15 protein-coding genes are annotated in these 16,647 nt (G+C 65.2%); 7 read left to right on the forward strand and 8 right to left on the reverse strand.

Annotated elements, in window-relative coordinates; all coding sequences use genetic code 11:
* Window positions 1–21 precede the first annotated feature (21 nt).
* Complete coding sequence (locus J3E61_RS11480) at window positions 22–675, forward strand: L,D-transpeptidase family protein (RefSeq protein ID WP_192725764.1); 654 nt, start codon at window positions 22–24, stop codon at window positions 673–675.
* Between the two features lie 3 nt (window positions 676–678).
* Here J3E61_RS11480 and J3E61_RS11485 read toward each other — a convergent pair whose 3' ends face one another.
* Together J3E61_RS11485 and J3E61_RS11490 are read right to left on the reverse strand one after the other, a co-directional pair.
* Window positions 679–1,137, reverse strand: a complete 459-nt coding sequence (locus J3E61_RS11485; protein ID WP_192725763.1) for a nuclear transport factor 2 family protein — start codon at window positions 1,135–1,137, stop codon at window positions 679–681.
* A gap of 10 nt (window positions 1,138–1,147) precedes the next feature.
* Window positions 1,148–2,653 (reverse strand): FAD-dependent oxidoreductase, encoded by a 1,506-nt coding sequence (locus J3E61_RS11490; protein ID WP_210083634.1) that lies wholly within the window; start codon window positions 2,651–2,653, stop codon window positions 1,148–1,150.
* A gap of 160 nt (window positions 2,654–2,813) precedes the next feature.
* On the opposite strand from J3E61_RS11490, the gene J3E61_RS11495 reads away from it, so the two are divergent.
* Entirely contained in the window at window positions 2,814–4,580 is a 1,767-nt protein-coding gene (locus tag J3E61_RS11495; RefSeq protein ID WP_210083635.1) for an Hsp70 family protein, read from the forward strand.
* On the opposite strand, the gene J3E61_RS11500 is transcribed toward J3E61_RS11495, so the two are convergent.
* From J3E61_RS11500 to J3E61_RS11520, 5 genes are read right to left on the reverse strand one after another with little or no spacing between them, the layout of a single operon-like run.
* Entirely contained in the window at window positions 4,577–5,578 is a 1,002-nt protein-coding gene (locus tag J3E61_RS11500; protein ID WP_210083636.1) for a dipeptide ABC transporter ATP-binding protein, read from the reverse strand. The genes J3E61_RS11495 and J3E61_RS11500 overlap by 4 nt on opposite strands.
* Entirely contained in the window at window positions 5,575–6,579 is a 1,005-nt protein-coding gene (locus tag J3E61_RS11505; protein ID WP_210083637.1) for an ABC transporter ATP-binding protein, read from the reverse strand. The genes J3E61_RS11500 and J3E61_RS11505 overlap by 4 nt, the downstream gene beginning before the upstream one ends.
* The gene (locus J3E61_RS11510; protein ID WP_192725758.1) at window positions 6,576–7,538 is read right to left on the reverse strand and encodes an ABC transporter permease subunit; all 963 of its coding nucleotides are present in this window, start codon (window positions 7,536–7,538) and stop codon (window positions 6,576–6,578) included. The genes J3E61_RS11505 and J3E61_RS11510 overlap by 4 nt, the downstream gene beginning before the upstream one ends.
* Before the next feature lie 24 nt (window positions 7,539–7,562).
* A complete protein-coding gene (locus tag J3E61_RS11515; protein WP_192725757.1) occupies window positions 7,563–8,600 on the reverse strand; it encodes an ABC transporter permease subunit in 1,038 nt (345 codons plus the stop codon).
* Window positions 8,601–8,607: 7 nt separating this feature from the next.
* Window positions 8,608–10,260 carry an ABC transporter substrate-binding protein gene (locus tag J3E61_RS11520; protein ID WP_210083638.1) on the reverse strand — a complete coding sequence of 551 codons (1,653 nt, stop codon included), beginning with the start codon at window positions 10,258–10,260 and terminating at the stop codon, window positions 8,608–8,610.
* A gap of 300 nt (window positions 10,261–10,560) precedes the next feature.
* Here J3E61_RS11520 and J3E61_RS11525 point away from each other — a divergent pair, with 300 nt between their 5' ends.
* Genes J3E61_RS11525 through J3E61_RS11540 form a run of 4 tightly spaced genes read left to right on the forward strand, consistent with a single transcriptional unit; the run spans window position 10,561 to window position 14,610 of the window.
* On the forward strand, window positions 10,561–10,845 hold the full coding sequence (locus tag J3E61_RS11525) for a hypothetical protein (protein WP_192725755.1): 285 nt from the start codon (window positions 10,561–10,563) through the stop codon (window positions 10,843–10,845).
* Between the two features lie 30 nt (window positions 10,846–10,875).
* Window positions 10,876–11,151, forward strand: a complete 276-nt coding sequence (locus J3E61_RS11530; RefSeq protein ID WP_192725754.1) for a hypothetical protein — start codon at window positions 10,876–10,878, stop codon at window positions 11,149–11,151.
* On the forward strand, window positions 11,108–12,754 hold the full coding sequence (locus tag J3E61_RS11535; protein ID WP_210083639.1) for a peptidase S53: 1,647 nt from the start codon (window positions 11,108–11,110) through the stop codon (window positions 12,752–12,754). Before J3E61_RS11530 ends, J3E61_RS11535 begins: the two co-directional genes overlap by 44 nt.
* Entirely contained in the window at window positions 12,751–14,610 is a 1,860-nt protein-coding gene (locus tag J3E61_RS11540; RefSeq protein WP_210083640.1) for a zinc ribbon domain-containing protein, read from the forward strand. Before J3E61_RS11535 ends, J3E61_RS11540 begins: the two co-directional genes overlap by 4 nt.
* Here J3E61_RS11540 and J3E61_RS11545 read toward each other — a convergent pair.
* Window positions 14,607–15,704: a hypothetical protein gene (locus J3E61_RS11545; RefSeq protein WP_210083641.1), complete on the reverse strand. Its 1,098-nt coding sequence runs from the start codon at window positions 15,702–15,704 to the stop codon at window positions 14,607–14,609. The genes J3E61_RS11540 and J3E61_RS11545 overlap by 4 nt on opposite strands.
* 124 nt (window positions 15,705–15,828) lie before the next feature.
* Between J3E61_RS11545 and J3E61_RS11550 the strand changes: the two genes are divergently transcribed.
* Window positions 15,829–16,644 carry a family 16 glycosylhydrolase gene (locus tag J3E61_RS11550; RefSeq protein WP_192725962.1) on the forward strand — a complete coding sequence of 272 codons (816 nt, stop codon included), beginning with the start codon at window positions 15,829–15,831 and terminating at the stop codon, window positions 16,642–16,644.
* Window positions 16,645–16,647 lie beyond the last annotated feature (3 nt).

Below are 16,647 nucleotides of genomic sequence, written 5' to 3' on the forward strand. Positions count from 1 at the left end.
GGCACCACTGACGATGAATGCGTGCGCCGACTGCTCGCTGTGCTGTGCGCTGCAGCCGTCTATCTGACTGCGGCGCCCGTTGCGAACGCTGACTTCACACCGTGGTTCGCCCCGCAGGTCGGCAATGCCACGCAGGTGATTTCCGTTGTGGGAGCGGGTGGTTCGTCGGCGAAGATGGACGTCTTCCAACGCGGCCCTGCGGGATGGGAGGCCGTCCGCGCCGGTATCCCCGCCCATGTCGGCGCCAACGGCTTCGCCGCCGAGACCCACGACGGCAACATGGCCACCCCGCTTGGCATCTACACCCTCGACTTCGCGTTCGGCACCGCGCCCAACCCCGGCGGTGGCCTGCAGTACGTCCAAGTCGGCAAGGACCATTGGTGGGACGGCGATATGAAGAGCCCGACCTACAACACCATGCAGGTCTGCAAGAAGGCACAGTGCCCGTTCGACACATCGCCGGACAGCGGCACCGAGAACCTCGACATCCCGCAGTACGCACACGCCGTCGTGATGGGCGTCAACAAGGCCAGGGTGCCTGGCAACGGAGGTGCGTTCTTCCTTCACACCACCGACGGTGGACCCACCGCGGGATGCGTGGCGATCGACGATGGCACGTTGGTGGAGGTCATGCGCTGGCTGCAACCGGGTGCGCTGATCGCGATCACCAAATAGCCGTCAAATGTTAAGGGCGCGACCGGCTTTCACCTTGAAGTTGAGATTCTCGGTCGACATCGACGCATCGTAGGTGCGGTCGTAACCCGTTTCGCTGATCTTCCAGCCTTCGGCGGTGCGACGGTAGCGGTCGTGATAGAAGCCGGCGCCGATCAGCATGAAGTTGAAGTCCGGCGCGATCACCCGGTCCTGCAGGTACCAGATCGCCGTCGCCTCATCACCGTCGACGGTGATCTCGGGATGGGTGACGCGGTGCTCGGTGAGGATTTCAGGCCCGAGTGACGAGCGCATGAACGAGACCAGCTCGTCGCGGTTCGTGAAGTGGTGCTCCTCGCCGATCGATTCGCCGTACCTGCCGACCACATCTTCGGTCAGCGTGTCGGCGAAGTCGTCCCAGTGCTTCGTGTCGAGGGCACGAAGGTACCGGTATTTGACTTGCTGGATCTCGTCGATGTCGCCCATGGGCGACAGGCTACTGCGCCGCGGTCAGGCCTCGCGTCGCCGGGCCTTCGAGCAGCGTGCCGTCGGGGGTGAACCGCGAGCCGTGCAACGGGCATTCCCACGATTCGTCGGCGTCGTTCCAGTTGACGATCCCGCCGAGGTGCGGGCAGACCGGTGACACCCTGTGCTCGACACCATCGACGACGCTGCGGGCCTCCAGGTCCCACGGCGGACCGCTGACCACACCACCACTTTCCGGTGTGCGGTTGCCGATCCGCGTCACCGGCGTGATCCACCCCTTGGCCAAGTTGAATCCGACTTCGAGGTTGGCCTGCAACGCCTTCGGAATGCCTGACAGCTCGTGCGGGCTCCAGCTGGCGAATGCGTTCGCCCAATCCATCCGGCCACCGAGGATCCGACTCGACAACGCCAGCGCCGCAGCGGTGCCGTTCGTCATACCCCACTTGTCGAAACCCGTTGCGACGAAGATCTTCTCGTTGCCCGGCAGGATCGGGCCGACGTAGGGCAACTCGTCGGCAGGCGTGTAGTCCTGCGCCGACCAGTAATGGGTCTGCATCGCGCCCGGGTAATGCAACTTGGCCCACGAATCCAACTCCTGGACCGAGCACGCCGGGCTCTTCTCGCGGCCAACCGGATGGCCTGCACCGCCGACCAGCAGCCGATCACCGTCGGCCGTCGGCGCGTAACGCACTGAGCGAGTTGGTGAGTCGGCCGACAGGTACATGCCGCGGGTGATGTTGCCCGGCACCTTGTACGCCATGCAGTAAGACCGGCTCGGCTTGAGCCTCGCAAAGAAGCCGCCGCGATCGAGGATCGGAATGCCGGTCGCCAGCACGCATTGCGCGGCTTGGACGTCGAACTCATCACCGTCGGCGGTGCGCACGTGTAGGGCCAATCCATCGCCCTTACCCGAAACGCTTTGCACGCGAACGCCTTGCGCCAATCGACCGCCACGCTCGTCGAGCTCCACAATCAAACTGTCCAGCAAGGGCATCGGGTCGAATTGCGCCTGATCGGCCAGTCGCGCTCCGCCGTGATAGGGGAATGGCACGTCGGCGTCGTCCACCCAGTCGACGGCCAAGCCCGCCGCCTCACACGCCTCCAGTTCCGCGCGCGCGGCCGCCACACCCTTTTCGGATTGTGCGTACGTGTATGCGTCCTCCCGCTGCACCGAAATGCCGTGTGCCTCGCAGTGCTGAATCAGCCACTCCTGGCCTTCGAGGTTGCCCTGGACGTACTGCTGGGCGGTTTTCGCGCCGTGCTTGCCGACGATCTTCGACATCTTGGTGCCCTGCAGCAGGCTGATCTTCGCGGTCGTGTTGCCGGTCGCCCCGGCTCCCGCGGAGTGCGCTTCCAGCACGAGAACGTCCTTGCCGGCCCGGGCCAGCAGGACGGCGGTGATCAATCCGGTCAGGCCTGCGCCGACAACCGCGACGTCTGCCGACCTATTGGCCTCGGCCAGCGGACTTGGCGGTAGCGGCCGGTCGATTCGATCGGCGAGCCACAGTGAAGTCATGGCCTTCGCTGTACCCAGGCCGGCACGGACGAAACCCTGGCCGCAACATTGAAACCTGTGTCCCGGCTATGTGGTTGAGGTAAACCCGCTGGCAATGGCGCCCAAAAAGCGGAGTGTCTAACGGAATTGGTCTCCTCGGACCGCTATCGTGAGCTCCGTTATGAGCGACCCGTTGGGGTTGTCGATCGGGACGACCAACCTGGTCGCGGCGCGAGTCGGCAATCAACCGCTGATCCGGCGCTCGGTGTTGACCCTGCATGGACACGCCGCGCCTGACGTCGGTGTGCCCTCTGCGCACACCGACGGCGTCGTGCTGAGCGGATTCGTCGAGCGGGTCGGCGACCCGGTTCCGCTGGTGGCCCCCGACGGGTCGTCGCATCTCGCCGACAAACTGCTCGCCGACGCCCTCGAGGCGATGGTCTACGCCAGTGGCGGCCAGCCGTCGCCGCAGACCGCGATCGCCGTGCCCGCACATTGGGGCACATCGACGCTATGGGCGCTGCGCAACGTGATGCGCTCGAAGCCGAGCCTGGCACCCAACGGCACCCCGGTCCGGCTGGTCTCCGATGCCGTCGCCTCGCTGACCGCGCTGCACGCCAGCCCAGGCCTCACCCCGCACGGTGTGGTCGCACTGCTGGACTTCGGCGGCGGCGCCACCAGCATCACGCTCGCCGACGCCGCAGCCGGCTTCGAGCCGATGGAGGACACCGCCCGCTACACCGAGTTCTCCGGCGACCTGATCGACCAGGCGCTGCTGAACCACGTGCTGCAGAACATCGCCGACGCCGGTGGTGTCGATCCTGCCGGTACCGCCGCGGTCGGTTCACTGACCAGGCTGCGCGAAGAGTGCCGCAACGCCAAGGAGCGGCTGTCTGCCGAAACCACCACCGAGCTGACGGCCGAGCTGCCCGGCTACCGTTCGGCAATCCGGGTGACCCGTGCCGATCTGGAAAACCTGATCGCGCAGCCACTGAGCGGTGTGCTCGTCGCTCTGGAAAAAGCCTTGGAGCGCAACAGGATCAGCTGGTCGAATGTCTCTGCGGTAGTCACCATCGGCGGTGGTGCCAGCATTCCGCTGATCACCGCGCAGCTCTCCGAGCACTCGCAGGCGCCGGTGGTGACGACGCCTCAGCCTGCGCTCGACGCGGCCGTTGGGGCAGCCCTGTATGCCGCTTACGGTGCCGATGCCGAGGCGCCGACCGGGATGGCGCCGCTGCCGCCGGTTCCGGTCGTCGATCCCGTCAGCTCGCCGGATTCCGCGACGTTCCGTGCGCTCGCCTGGTCGCAGGACGACGACGCCGACGATGTCGTGCCCTACACCGGCGACATCTACTCGACCGATGTGACGTCGGCCCGCCCTCAAGTTCAGTACGTCCCGCCGACCGAGCCGATCGAGGAGCCGCATTCAACGTGGAATCGGCTGCCGCAGTTGATATTCGGTATTGCCGCGGTGGTCGCCGTTGTTGCTGTCGGCGGCGTCGCGATCGCGCTCACAAGTGCCAGCGGCAGCACCAAGGCGACCGAGCCGGCCAAGACCGCCACCTCCGCACCGCCGCCGCCACCGACAAGCGCGGAACTGCCGCCTGCGGCTCCGGCCCCAGTCGAGACGGTCACCGTCACCAGCGAGGCGCCGCCACCGCCGCCCGTCACGACGTACGTTCCCCCGCCGACCACGACGCATGTGGTGACGACGACCACCACCGAGCCCACCACGACCACAACCACCACTACAACCACCACGACAACGACGACCACCACGACACCGACGACAACCACCACCACGACGACGACCACGACGACACCACCGATGACGACGACGTACATCAACGTGCCGTTCGTTCCGGTGCCGATCCCGATTCAGGTGCCGAACAATCCGGCTCCGCAGGCCCCGCAGTACGAGTACCCGCAGCCTCAGCAGGTGCCCTAGACGGCGGCCTGCTCGACGTTGCGCGGGTGGTGACAGGCGGCCACGTGTGCGACTGCGTGCTCGAGCAACGCGGGCTCGTCCGTCGCGCACACCTCGGTGGCCCACGGGCATCGGGTGTGGAAGCTGCAACCCGGCGGTGGATCGATGGGGCTCGGCACGTCGCCCTGCAGCACGAGTCGTTCGCGGGCGGCGTTGCGTTTCGGATCGGGGATCGGCACCGCGGACAGCAGCGCGTTCGTATAGGGGTGAATCGGCTTGCGGAACAGGTCTTCGGTGTCCGAGTTCTCGACCACCTTGCCGAGATACATCACCGCAACCCGGTCGGACACATGGCGCACCACCCCGAGGTCGTGGGCCACGAACAGATACGACAGGCCGAACTCGTCCTGAAGTTCCTTGAGCAGGTTGATGATCTGCGCCTGCACCGAAACATCAAGTGCCGAAACGGGTTCGTCGGCGACGATGAATTTCGGATGCAGGGCCAGCGCCCTTGCGATACCGATGCGCTGGCGCTGCCCGCCGGAGAACTCGTGCGGGTAGCGGTTGTAGTGCTCGGGGGAAAGGCCCACGCGGTCCAGTAGCTCCTGAACCCGGCGCTTCAACTCGGCGCCGCCGGCCAGCCCATGCAGTTGTAGCGGATCGCCGATGATCTGGCCGACGCGCTTGCGTGGGTTCAGCGACGCGAACGGGTCCTGGAAGATCATCTGCATCTGTCGCCGCAGCGGGCGAAGGTCGCGGTGCGAGCGACCGACCAACTCCTCGCCGAGAAACTTGACCGACCCCGACGTCGGCTGCGTCAGTTGCAAGATCGCGCGGCACAGCGTCGATTTGCCACAACCGGATTCGCCGACAAGGCCCAGTGTTTCGCCTTCGTGCAAGGTGAGGCTGACGCCGTCGACCGCGCGCACCCGGGCGACTTCGCGGTCGATGAGCACCCCGGATCTGATCGGGAAGTGTTTGACGAGGTCGGTGACCTCCAGTAGCGGATCGCCCTTCACGGAATCACCTGCGCCCGACGGGATTTCTTCTCTTCAGGGTCGAGCCAGCAGCGGTCCAGATGTTCGCCGCCGACACGGGCCTGCAACGGTGGTAGGTCGTCACATTTGTCGAACCTATGCGGGCAACGGGGCGCGAACCGGCAGCCTTGCGGCGGCGCCAGCAGCGACGGCGGCTGCCCGGGGATCTGCGCAAGTCGAGTGCCGCGCGTTTGGTCGAGCCGCATCAGCGACCCGAGCAGACCCCAGGTGTAGGGATGCTGGGGGTCGTAGAACGTCTCGTCCAGCGTGGCGTTCTCCACGATCTGGCCCGCGTACATGACCAGCACCCGATCTGCGATCTCCGCCACCACCCCGAGGTCGTGGGTGATGAGGACGATGGCGAGGTCGCGTTCGCGGTTGAGATCGTCGAGTAGACGCAGGATCTGGGCCTGCACCGTGACGTCGAGGGCGGTGGTCGGCTCGTCGGCGATGAGCACGTCCGGTTCGAGCGCGAGCGCCATCGCGATCATCACGCGCTGGCGCATGCCGCCGGAGAACTCGTGCGGATAATGCCGCACGCGCCGTTCGGGGTTCGGGATACCCACCGACCGAAGTAGTTCCACGGCCCGGTCGGCCGCCTCGTGTTTCGACACGTCGCGATGTGCACGGATCATCTCGATGATCTGATCCCCGACCCGGTAAACGGGGTTCAGCGATGACATCGGGTCTTGGAACACCATGGCGATCTGCTCGCCGCGGACGTCGCGCAGCTCGTCGTCCTCGAGCCCGTTGAGCTCACGGCCGCGGTAGCTGACGGATCCGGTGATCCTGGCATTGGAGGCACGGGTGAGACCGGTAATCGTTTGCGCTGTAACGCTTTTACCTGATCCGGACTCGCCGACGATGGCCAGCACCTCGCCGGCACGCAGCTCGAACGAGACGCCACCGACGGCCTGCACCACACCGTCCTCGGTGGCGAAGCTGACTTTGAGGTCGTCGACCTTGAGGATCGCTTCGGTCATGCCGGTGCCGCCTCACCCAGCCGGATACGCGGATCCAGCACCGCATAGGCGAAGTCGACGATCGTGTTGAACAGCACGATGAAGAACGCACCGAACAGTGTGACGCCGATCAGCGGGGGTAGGTCGAGGCTGCGGATCGCCTCACCCGCATACAGTCCGACCCCGTTGAGGTTGTACACCGTCTCGGTGAGGATGGCGCCACCTCCGACGACCTGACCGAAGTCCAGCCCGAACAGCGTGACGATCGGAATCATCGAGTTGCGAAGCACGTGGCGGATGCGCACCTGCCGTTCGGAGAGTCCCTTGGCCCGCGCGGTTCGCACGTAGTCTTCGTTCATCGCGTCGAGCATGTTGGACCGCAACATTCGACTGTAGAACCCGACGAACAGCACGGCCAGCGTGAACCACGGCAGGATCAGGTGAGACGCCCAACCCACCGGATCCTCCGTCAGCGGCACGTAACTGCCTGTCGGGAATAGCTGAATCTTGAACGTGAGGAAGTACAGCAGGATCGCGGCCAGCCAGAACACGGGCATCGAAATGCCGACCAGCGAAAGGATTGTCAGGGCGCGGTCGGTGAACTTCCCGGCGTGCATCGCGCTCAGGTAACCGAACAGCACCGCCAGTGCCATCCAGATCACCGCGGCCCCGATGCACAACGAGAACGTGGCGGGTATCCCGTCCCAGATCTGCTGAACAACGTTGCGGTCCTTGGCATATGACATCAGCTGACCGGTGAAGATCTGCTTCATCATCGTCAGGTACTGAATCGGAAGCGGCTTATCGAGACCGAGATCCGCGCTGACCCTTGCGATCAGCGCAGGGTCGGCGTTCTTGCCGGCGATTCGCGCCGCGGGGTCGGAGTTCGGGATGACGTTGAAGATCAAAAACACGATCACCGAGATCGCGAACAGCACTGCGATCATGCCGAGAAGACGCCTGACGATGAATCTGGCCATCAGAATGCTCGTTTCGCCACGGGCTCAGTGCTCCAGCCGGATCTTCGCGCGGGGATCGAGCGCGTCACGCAACCCGTCGCCGAACACATTCAAGGACAGCACCGTTGCGATGATCATCAGACCCGGAACGATTGTCAGATGCGGCGCTGTGTAAATCATTTCGTAACCGTCGGCGATCATCGTGCCCCACGATGCGTTTGGCGGGCGCACACCTGCGCCGAGGAACGACAGCGCCGACTCGAGCAGCATGTTGTTGGCGATGTTCAGCGTGAAGAACACGATGATCGTGGAGATGATGTTGGGCAACAGTTCGGAGAACATGATCCGCAACGGCCCCTTGCCCTGCGCGACGGCGGCTTCGATGAACTCCTTTTCCCGCAGCGCCAGGATTTCGCCCCTGATCGGCCGCGCCATATAGGGCACGTACACGAAGCCGATGATCATGATCGGAATCCAGATCGAGTCACCCGCGATCGCGAGGGGTCCGATCTTGAGACCGCCGACGGCCAGCGCGGTACCCAGCGCGATGCCCAGCAGCAGCACTGGGAAAGCCCAGATCACATCCATGATCCGCGACAGCACGGAGTCGATCCAGCCGCGGTAGTAACCGGCAAGCAGGGCAACGATGACGGACAGCACCGTAGTCACCGCGGCGGCGGCAAGGCCGATGTAGATCGACGTGCGTCCGCCGTACATCAGCCGCACCATCACGTCGCGACCGTTTTGGTCCGCACCGAGCAGGTACTGGCCGTGCAGCCCGGGCCCGATCGGGGTGCCGTCGGGCCCAACCACATTCGTCGGTTGCCCGTCGATAAGCACCTTCTCGGTGATGTGGTTCTCGTTCGGCCCGGTGTGTGCGACGTGTTCAGCCCACAGCGGCGCCGCGAGGCAGAACAGCACGATGAGCACGAACACGCCGGCGCAGAACAACGCGACCTTGTTGCGACGCAACCGAAGCCATGCCAGATACCACGGACTGCGGCCCTGGATCTGCGATTTGGGTACTCCAGCGGGAAGTGGCGGCTCTCCTGGGGCCTCCATTTCGCCGACGGTGGCGACCATCGCGCCGCTACTTGATCTTGAACGACGTGTAGTCCTGATTGAACAGCAGATGGTGATAGGACGTGTCGAAGTCCATGCGCTCGGACAGGAACGTCGTGTACTGCTCGTTCCCGTACGGTGCCCACACCGCTTGCTCCATGTATGCCTTGTCAAGGGCCGCGTACTGCTCTTCGACGCCGCCGTCGCCGATCAGCTTCGTCAGCAACTCGTCCTGTTTGGCGTTGTTGGCGGGGATGTCGACGCGTGAATAGTTGTTGCCGTTGGTCGGCAGGATGTTCTTGCCGTTCAGTAACGGACGGAAGAAGTCGTCCGGGTGCGGGAAGTCCTGGAACCAGTCCGCGAATCCGGTATCCACGTCGGGCGTCGACTGGTTGCCGATCGTTGTCCAGTAGACGTCGCCCGCGATCACCTTGAGCGTCGCATTGAAGCCGAGTTGGGTGAGCAAGTCGTGGTAATACTCGCCGATCCGCTTGCGGTCGGGTTCGTCGTCGGTCCACACGGTGATGTCGCGATCCGCTGGATTCGCTTCTGCGATCAGCTGTTTGGCCTTGTTCATGTCGGGGCCGGGATAGAGCTTGTACTCGGAGTAGCCCGGCATACCCGGCGGCAGGATCTGCTGGGTGGGATGCATCCGGCCACCGAAGATCCGGTTCAGCGCCTCGGGATCGACCGCATAGTTGATCGCCTGACGCACCTTGAGATCGTTGAACGGCGGCTTCTGGTTGTTCATGAAGAAGTAGTAGGTGTTGATCGAGTCCTCCATGCGGAACCGATTGCCGTAGCGGGTCTTCACCTCTTGCAGCCGGTCCGACGCAGGCGGGTCAACCATGAAGTCGACCTTGTTCTGCTCGATGTCGGTGACCTGGGCGCTGTTGTTCTTGTTCTCCGTGATGGTGATTTTGTCGACGTTGGCGTCGGCTACCTCGGTGGCGCCGGCGTCCTTGACCGTCTTGAAGTTCGGGTTGCGCTCCAATGTCATGGTGCGGGGCGCCTCCACCTTGCTGATCATGAACGGGCCGCTGGAGGGCGGCGGGGTGTTGGTGGCGTCCTTGTCCAGCGGGGTGGTCTGCGGCACCGGCGCGGCGAACATCAACCCGAGCACATTTTCGAATGTGCCGTTCGGCTCGGTCAGCTCGATGGTGATGTCACCGGTGTTGTCGTCGGTCTTGATGCCGGTGATCGTGTTCGCCTTGCCGTCCGCGTAGTCCGCGGCGCCGACGATGACCTTGTAGAACACCGAGCCGCCGGAGTCGGCTTTGAACAGCCGCTGAATGCCGTACGTGAAATCGGATGCCTTGATGGGTGTTCCGTCCGAGTACTTCATGTTCGGCCGCAGCTTGAGTTTGTAGGTCTTGCCGTCGGGCGAGATGTCGGGCATCTTCTCGGCCAGCGCGGGCACCACCTGGGTGCCGTCCTTGCCCTTGGCATGCTTGTACGTCAGCAGCGGGGTGTAGACGTTCCAGAGCACCTCCCAACCCTCGACCGTGTAGGAGAGTTGCGGGTCGACGTAGTCGGGGAAAGACGTCAGCGCAACGTTGATATCGCCGCCGCCGCCACCGCCCCCACCGCCGCCGCCTTTGTTACCGCCGCACGCCGCGACGCCAAAGGCTGCGAGTGGGGTGATGCAGACGATGGCTAGAGCTTTGCGCAGTGTGTTCATCTCGCTCCCTCTGGCTGGCTTGTGGGTTGACTCCCCTAAAGCAGTACGCCTTTTCGTTCGGCTGAGTTGCCATCTTGAAGGAAAACTTCCGGACGGCAACTCGACCGTTTTCGCACATTTCTTGTGTTCGGTCTGTCCCGTGTTTGCGGGAGGAACGAATGACGAGTGACGTCAATTTTCCGCGATTTCAGCCAGAGCGAAGTTAACTGTGTCATGATCGCGGCTGGGCTACAGCGATTCCTCGTGGTTACCGTTGGTCGAAAAGTCAGCTAGTCGCGAGGCCAATAGATAGGAACCAACATGGAGTCATTACGCCTGGTTCGTCGTGTTGCGGCTGTTGCCGGAGGTGCGGCGATCGTCGTGATGGTCGGCGTAACGGCATCGTGCGCAAAGGAAGAGCAGAAAGCGCCCGAGACGTCGACTACAACGACCACCACCACCACGTCGACCACTACCTCCGCGGCGCCGCCGCCCGCGGCACCCTCGGAGAAGAGCATCAACCCGACAGGGGGCAACCTGTTCACGCCGCCGGTCTACGCGCCTCCGGCACCGACAGCGCCTCCCGGCGTTCACCGCAACAACTAGCGCCAGCTACGACATAGATAGGACTGCACAATGGATTCACATCTCTTGGGTCGTCGCGTCGCGGCCGTTGCTGGCGTCTCCGCGATCATCGCGATGGGCGCGATGACCGCCGCATGTGCCAAGGAAGAAAAGGCACCCGAAACCACGACGACGACCACGACGACGACGACCACGTCCCCGGCTGCAGCGCCGACGGAGAAGAGCATCAACCCAACCGGCGGGAACCTCTTCACGCCGCCCGTTCAGGCGACCCCGGCGCCCAATGTTCCGCCAGGCCAGCACCCCGGTATCAACGGCGTTCCGTAACCCGCAGATTCGGGTGCACCACCGGCTGCTGGCCATCCTCGCGGTGGGTGCGCTCCTGCTCGCCGCGGGGGCACGTGCCGAGTCGATGCCAGCCGACCGCAACGTCATCGGTGGTCCGCTGGCGTTATTACTGGCCGGCTCAATGGATCTCGGCCCGTCCCGGAACGGCGGCGTGCAGCTCACGGCGTCGCTGCCCGACTCGGCACGCCCGCAGACGCTGATCCAATGGGCGGGCACACACCGGATGTCGGTGCGGTGGCGACCGGGGGACGCGTGGGCCGTCGTCGAGGGTGCCGCGCAAGACGTGGCAGCGGCGTTCGACGTGCCGGTGAAGGATTACCGGGGCCGCAAGGGGCAGGTGTTCTACGCGTCGCCGCAACAGCCGGCGGTCCCGGCGCCGGTCCGCGATGCCGTCACGGCGCTGGGCCGAATCCTGGGCTACACCCCGCACCATGAGGCAAGGCCGGGATTGCTGCCGCTGGACGTACCCGATGGCGGGCTCAACCCGAAGGCGCTACTGGAGGCGTACAACGCGGGCCCGCTGGCCGCCGCCGGCTTCACCGGCAAGGGCGCGACCATCGTGTTCTTCGAATTCAGCGGATACGACCAGGGCGACCTCGACGCGTTCGCCGACTCGTCGGGATTGCCACGCTTCACACCGGTTGTGGTCGGTGGTCAGCCGGGCCCGTCCGGCGCCGAGACCGTGATGGATCTCGAAGTCGCACATGCGATTGCGCCCGACGCACAGAAGGTCGTCGTCAACGCCAGGCCCACCGTCGAAGGAGACGGCGCCTACGAGAAGATCGGGCAACTGTTCGAATCGGTGGACAGGCAGTTTCCGGGCGCGGTGTGGAGCCTCTCGATCGGGTGGGGCTGCGACGCGTTGGTCAGGGCCGCCGACCTGGCTCCCATCGAGGCGGCCCTTGCGGCCGCGCAGAAGCGCGGCACCTCTGCGTTCGACGCGAGCGGCGACACGGCGGGCCTGGAATGCAAGGGTGGCGACGAGTGGTCGGCACCTCCCGGGCCGGATGACATTGGGCTGGACGCGGTTTCGTCGCTCCCGACGATGACGTCGGTTGGCGGCACCACCTTGTCGACCGACGAGAACGGCGGCTGGATGAGTGAACGCGCCTGGATCGACTCACCGTTGTCGCAGGGCACCAGCGGAGGAGTGTCGGCGTTGTTCGACCGCCCCTCGTGGCAGGGCAGCCTGTCGATCGAACGCGACGTCAGGCACCGGCGGTTGGCCCCGGATGTCGCGGCTGTCGCCGACCCTTTCACCGGAGTGCGGATCGTGTTCAACGGGCAGGACGCGGTTGGCGCGGGGACATCGCAGGCGGCGCCGATCTGGGCCGCGCTCACGGTGCTGATGAATCAGTACCTGCTTGCGCATGGCGGAAAGCAGCTGGGCAACATCAACCCGCTGCTGTATCGCGTTGCGGCAGGGGCGAATCGGCCCGCGTTCCGCGACATCGGCTTTGGTGGCAACGCCGTTGATACCTCGCAGCCGGGCTACGACGTGGTGACTGGCCTCGGAAGTCCCAACGTCGACTACCTCGTCCGTGACCTGTTGGACATCCAGAGGGGCAGTGCCCCGCGATGATGCACTGCGCCGTTTGCGACATGGATGTGCCAGCCGCCGCGTATTGCGGCACATGCGGCGCGCATTTGCTGGCCCAGCGCGGCGACGGCCGAGGCCGACTGCGCATGGGTGCGTCTGCCGCGGCGGCCGGAGAACACGTACTGCGCTTGTCGATCGCGAGTACCTTGTTCCCCCATCTGCCGCACCGCTCGCGTGCCGCGTTCCGGGCGGGGATGGCGCTGTTGTTTCTCCTGTTGGTCGTGTTCGCACTGCTGCGCTGGCAGGCGCCACTCACCGCGGTTTGCGCGGTCGGACTTCCGCTCTTGTTCGGCCTGTACCTGCACGAGACCGATATCGACGACGATCTGCCGATCGGTTCGTTGATCCTGACCGCGATGCTCGGTATCGGTCTCGGGGTGGGATGGGCTCTGTTGAGCGGTGGGGTCGTCGCGCAAACATACGACGCTGCGCTCGGGGACGTCGAGACCGACACCGCGACGGTGCTCACGGGAGTTGCCGTCGCGGTCATTGCCGCCATCCTCACGATCACCCCGGCCATTGTGCTTCGACTGCTCAGACCGTCAACCCGAGAGTCGTTGGACGGGTTCGTGTTCGGCGCGCTGGGCGCCATCGGTTTCACCGCGGCCGCGACGCTGGCCCGGATGGCTCCCCAATTCGCCACCGGCCCGCGTGCCGATGCCGGCCGACCGGTCAGTGATCTTCTGGTTCAAGCCGCGATCCAGGGTGTCGCACTGCCATTGACCGCGGCCGCGATCGGCGGTTTGGTCGGCGCGGCGCTGTGGTTCACCCGGCCCGCCGACGTCAGCCGAGGGCCTGCGAGCATTCTGCTCGCGACGAGCATCGTCGTCGCACTTGTTCTCTACGCCGTACTGGGACTGGCCGAGTCGCTGCCGTTCTTCCAGGGCCTACACGTCGGGCTGCACCTGGCGGTGACGGTGATTGCCTTGCTGGCCTTGCGAATTGGGCAGCAGGCCATGTTGCTACACGAGGCGCAGGATGACAGCGACCCGACCCGGTATGTGCTGTGCCCGCACTGCGACCATGTGGTGCCGAATACGGCTTTCTGCCCGAACTGCGGGGTCGCAACCCGCGCTGCGTCGCGAACGGCGCGCGCCGCGCGGCACGCGCCGGTCGGGGCTGCCGTGGCGCGGCCCGGGTATGCGGCGCCTGCAGACTCCTATCAGACGGCGCCCGCGCCTCACACCACACACACCCGGCTGCTGACGGCACTGGGTGCTGGGGCGGTCGTGGTGACCGCCGCGGCGGTGACCATGTCGGTGCTGACGACACCGAGCGTTCCGCGCTTCGTCTGTCCGCCCGATTGCGGGCAGCCCCCCATCGGCAAGCCCGTCGAGACGAATCCGTGGTTCATGTCCAGCGACGGCAAGTTTTCCGTCCAATATCCGCGCGCTGGAACGGCATACGAGGTGGCGTTGGAGCCCGACGGCGTGAACGTCGACTTCAAGGCCGGTGACACCGGCACCATGCAGTTCTTCGGTGTGTCGGCCGAGGGTCACACATCGAAGCAGCTCGCCGAGAAGCTGATCGACGAGAAATACCCCGATGCCACAACGGATTACGAGATTCCCAACGCGATGGTCGGCTATCACCCTGGCTACGGTGTGGTCAAAGACGAGTACCCGCAAGATACGTCCGGCACCTTCACGCGGCTGCGGTTGGTGGTCATGGTGGCCATCAAGAACAACTATGCGTTGGTGGCAGCGGCGATCGGTCCATACCACGAATTCAGCCCCGACTTCGGCAGCGGCCACCCGTCCGGGGTGAACATGCAGCTGGCGTTGGATATGGGCAAGTACGTGAACAGCTTTATCTGGCGCGACAATTCGCGACGCTAGTTCCCGTACGGGTACTGCGGCTCGTGGAATCGGTTGATGATCGGGATGCGTTCGATGATCCGGTCGCGCAGCCGCGGTTGGGGCGGCGGTGGAACATATGCCGGCGCAGGGGGCGGTACGTAGGCCGGGGGAGGCGCTGGTGCCGGAGCGTCCGGCGGCTCGATCATCGGAATCGCGTCCGGTACGGGCGCCGCGGCCTCGACGATCGTCTGGGCCGGTGGTGGCGTGACGGCGGCAGGTGGCGGTGGTGGTGGTGGTGCGACCGGAACGGGTTGCGGCGCAGCCTGTGCGACCGAAGTGACAGGCGGCGGCTGTGCCGGCTGATCGGTGGTGGCCGCGGTATCTCGTTGCGGCTCAGTCGGATCCCTGTCTGGTGTCAGGCCGATGCTCAGCGCCGCGGACAATGAAACGACGAAGGCCACCGCCGCCGCGGCCGCGACCGATGTCAGCGCGGCGATCCTCGACGGCCTGCGCCAGCGGGTGGGTGGCGCATCGAGTGTGTTGACCGCCCGCGCAGCCGCCAATGCGGCGCCTCTGGCCAAGGCCAGATCGGCCTGCTCGGCCGTGATGACCGGAACCGCGGCACCGTGGAAAGCGGCGGCGATCGAGTCGAGGTCGTCCGCCGAACCCAGCACGAAGATCGCTTCGGGATGGCTGTCGGCGGAATCCAGTTCGGCGAGCATCGCGTCGGCGTCCGCCGCGACCCACTCGGTCCGCACCCCTTCGGCGTCGACCAGGGCCACCAGCGCCTCGTCGGGTTCGACGATGCACACCGCGACGTCGCCATAGCCGCCGCGATCTGCGATGCCGGCGGCGAGCGAGTCGGCGGCCTCCTCCTGACAGACCGTGATGACGTTGTACAAACCTCGGTCCGCGAGCGCGTCGAGCAGGGTGGACGCCGCTGCTTCGGCCTCGTTTGCCCAGGTGACACCAATGGCGTGCAGAGTGTGATCCCCCACCGCGGCGACGATGTCGTCCAGCGTGTCGAAATCGACGGCGTCGCGACAGATGGTGGCGCCCTCGCCCGTCGGGCCCGCTACCAGCACCCACCGCACGTCTGCCGACGTCATCGCGAGGCCGAGTACGAGGTCCACCTGGTCGCTCCCCGATCGGAGATAAATCGGTTCCGACACTACCGCTCTAATCAAATTCACAAAAACCGCCGACAAATCGCGCACGGTCACTTGATCAACCTTTAGGGTTCACCTCGTGCCTCAGATGGATCGTCGAAACATGATGTTGATGGCCGGGCTCGGTGCGCTGGCCGCCGCTATCCCGCTACCGAAGGTCGGAGCTGCGCCGCCAAGCGGTGACACCGGTTCCTACCTGTTCTCCGATGACTTCGACGGCCCGATGGGCGCGGGACCCAATCCGGCGAACTGGACGGTGCAGACCTGGCAGGACGACGTGTTCCCGCCGGTCGACGGGATCTACCGCGACGATCGCCGAAACGTGTTCCTCGACGGCAACTCCAACCTCGTCCTGATGGCCACCCATGACTTCGACGGCCAGTACTACACCGGCAAGCTGCGCGGCAATTGGCGAGTGCCGATCGGCCACACGTGGGAGGCGCGCATCAAACTCGACTGCCTCTTCCCCGGCCTCTGGCCGGCGTATTGGGCGGTGAACGAGGATCCGCTGCCCGACGGCGAGGTCGACATGTTCGAGTGGTACGGCAACGGGGAATGGGCTCCCGGAACCACCGTGCACGCCGCTTCCAACGGGAAGACCTGGGAAGGCAAGTCGATCCCCGGCATGGTCGACGGCGCGTGGCACACCTGGCGGATGCGCTGGGACCTCGACGGGTTCAAGTTCTGGCGCGATTACGTCGACGGCGCCAAGCCGTACTTCACCGTGCCACCGAAGCCGATTCCGGTGCACGGCAACGTGACTGACTTGCGGTGGCCGTTCAACAACCCCGGCTACTGGCTGTCACCGATGTTCACGCTCGCGGTCGGTGGCGTGGGTGCAGGCGACCCTGCAGGCGGCACCTTCCCGTCCTCGATGCTCATCGACTGGATCAGGGTCTGGTAGCGC

The organism is Mycobacterium sp. OAE908, from assembly GCF_017872775.1.
In the GTDB taxonomy this organism is placed as follows: Bacteria; Actinomycetota; Actinomycetes; order Mycobacteriales; family Mycobacteriaceae; genus Mycobacterium.

What these genes read in the sequence shown, in the direction of transcription:
- J3E61_RS11485 (WP_192725763.1), bottom strand. Translation starts at nt 1,137, where the DNA reads ATGGGCGACATCGACGAGATCCAGCAAGTCAAATACCGGTACCTTCGT.
- J3E61_RS11490 (WP_210083634.1), bottom strand. Translation starts at nt 2,653, where the DNA reads ATGACTTCACTGTGGCTCGCCGATCGAATCGACCGGCCGCTACCGCCA.
- J3E61_RS11495 (WP_210083635.1), top strand. Translation starts at nt 2,814, where the DNA reads ATGAGCGACCCGTTGGGGTTGTCGATCGGGACGACCAACCTGGTCGCG.
- J3E61_RS11505 (WP_210083637.1), bottom strand. Translation starts at nt 6,579, where the DNA reads ATGACCGAAGCGATCCTCAAGGTCGACGACCTCAAAGTCAGCTTCGCC.
- J3E61_RS11510 (WP_192725758.1), bottom strand. Translation starts at nt 7,538, where the DNA reads ATGGCCAGATTCATCGTCAGGCGTCTTCTCGGCATGATCGCAGTGCTG.
- J3E61_RS11515 (WP_192725757.1), bottom strand. Translation starts at nt 8,600, where the DNA reads ATGGTCGCCACCGTCGGCGAAATGGAGGCCCCAGGAGAGCCGCCACTT.
- J3E61_RS11520 (WP_210083638.1), bottom strand. Translation starts at nt 10,260, where the DNA reads ATGAACACACTGCGCAAAGCTCTAGCCATCGTCTGCATCACCCCACTC.
- J3E61_RS11525 (WP_192725755.1), top strand. Translation starts at nt 10,561, where the DNA reads ATGGAGTCATTACGCCTGGTTCGTCGTGTTGCGGCTGTTGCCGGAGGT.
- J3E61_RS11530 (WP_192725754.1), top strand. Translation starts at nt 10,876, where the DNA reads ATGGATTCACATCTCTTGGGTCGTCGCGTCGCGGCCGTTGCTGGCGTC.
- J3E61_RS11535 (WP_210083639.1), top strand. Translation starts at nt 11,108, where the DNA reads ATGTTCCGCCAGGCCAGCACCCCGGTATCAACGGCGTTCCGTAACCCG.
- J3E61_RS11540 (WP_210083640.1), top strand. Translation starts at nt 12,751, where the DNA reads ATGATGCACTGCGCCGTTTGCGACATGGATGTGCCAGCCGCCGCGTAT.
- J3E61_RS11550 (WP_192725962.1), top strand. Translation starts at nt 15,829, where the DNA reads ATGGATCGTCGAAACATGATGTTGATGGCCGGGCTCGGTGCGCTGGCC.